The sequence below is a fragment of the Variovorax sp. 01T439_2 genome (assembly GCF_056398445.1).
This window is the reverse complement of sequence record NZ_JBFTPJ010001223.1, coordinates 1-1,373: the sequence shown is the minus strand read 5'-3', so window position 1 is coordinate 1,373 and position 1,373 is coordinate 1. Positions and strand designations below refer to the sequence as shown.

At 72.6% G+C, this 1,373-nt stretch carries 1 protein-coding gene and 1 pseudogene; one reads left to right on the top strand and one right to left on the bottom strand.

The window, feature by feature from the left end; all coding sequences use genetic code 11:
* Positions 1-309, top strand: a pseudogene (locus AC1DOC_RS33760) (SH3 domain-containing protein); the annotation flags it as partial.
* Here the strand turns inward: AC1DOC_RS33760 and AC1DOC_RS33755 are convergent.
* Positions 310-1,239, bottom strand: coding sequence for a LysR family transcriptional regulator (locus tag AC1DOC_RS33755; protein ID WP_012745334.1), 930 nt, complete (start codon positions 1,237-1,239; stop codon positions 310-312). It lies immediately after the preceding pseudogene.
* Between the last annotated feature and the right edge of the window lie 134 nt (positions 1,240-1,373).

Genomic DNA, 1,373 nt, shown 5'->3' with positions numbered 1-1,373 from the left:
GGGTTCAAGCCCGCGCCGGGGCCCGGCTTCCATCCGCAACCCGGACCGGGCTACCGCCCGCCACGGCCGGGGCCGGGCTATCGCCCGCCGGCCGACCCGGGCATCAAGCCGCCGCGGCCCCAGCCGGCCTTCCGGCCCGGACCGCCGCCCGGCCAGCCGCAGATGCATCCGGGCGGTGGCCGGCCCGGCGCCGGTGGCGGCGGCGGCGGGCGCCCGCATGGCGGCGGTGAAGGCGGCGGCAGGGGTGGCGGCCACGGCCATGGTGGCGGTGGTGGTGGAAAGGGCGGTGGTCACGGCCACCGCGACTGATCAGCCCCGCGGATCGTCGGCGGCGGAAATGCCCGCCGCGGCCTGCCGGTCGCGCGCGATCAGCGCCACGAAGCGCTGCGCGCCGAGGCCCAGCGGCCGCTCGCGCGACCACACCACGTCGACCCACAGGTCGAGCCCGTTGCTGAGGTTCTCGAACGGAATCTCGACCAGCGCGCCGGCGGCCACGTGCGGCCTGGCGAAATTGCGCGGCAGCCAGCCCCAGCCGAGGCCGGCCGTGATCAGGCTCAGCGCGGCCAGCGCGTTGTCGGTGCGCCAGACGTGGCGCGCGAACACGAAGCGCGGGTCGCTGGTGGCGAGATCGCGCCCCGCCACCACGATCTGCCGGGTGTTCGTCAGGTGCTCCTCGCGCAGCCGCTCGCCGGCGGCCGCCAGCAGCACGGGATGGCCGGGCGCCATCACGGCCACCATGGTGTCGCTGCCGACTTCCTGGAACCCCTCGCGCCCGTCGAGGCTCGGGCGCTCGAACACCAGCGCCAGCTGTGCGCGGCCGCTGTGCAGCAGCGCCAGCGCATCAGCCTGCGGCGCGGCCAGCACCTCGACCTGCAGCAGCGGATATTCCTCGGCCAGCGCGGCCAGCGGCCCGCTCCAGGGCGCCGCCAGCAGCTCGGGCGCAATGGCCAGCGTGAGGCGGTTTTCCAGGCCCTGCGTGAGCGCCAGGGCCTGCACCTGAAGCTGCTTGAGCTGCGCCGCCAGGAGGCGCGCCTGCGGCTCCAGCGAGCGGGCGGCGGCGGTCGGCTGCGGCTCGCGGCCGCTGCGGTCGAACAGCGGCAGGGCCAGTTCGGCCTCGAGGTTGGCAATCGCCATGCTGACGGCCGAGGGCACCTTGCGCAGTGCGCGCGCCGCGGCCGAGAAGGAGCCGTGGTCGATCACGGCCAGGAAGACCTCGACGTTGTCGCTGGAGAAAGCCATCGGCTGATCTATCAATAAAACTGAAACAAGTTGACTTTTTATATCAGCAAACAGCAAATAAAGTCCAGCCATCGTTTTCATTTGCCAGGGGAAAAGCCATGCAGGGGTTTCAGCGCCGCGTCGTCTACATCAGC

Coding starts and splice junctions, on each gene's coding strand:
- AC1DOC_RS33755 (WP_012745334.1), bottom strand. CDS start 1,239: ATGGCTTTCTCCAGCGACAACGTCGAGGTCTTCCTGGCCGTGATCGAC.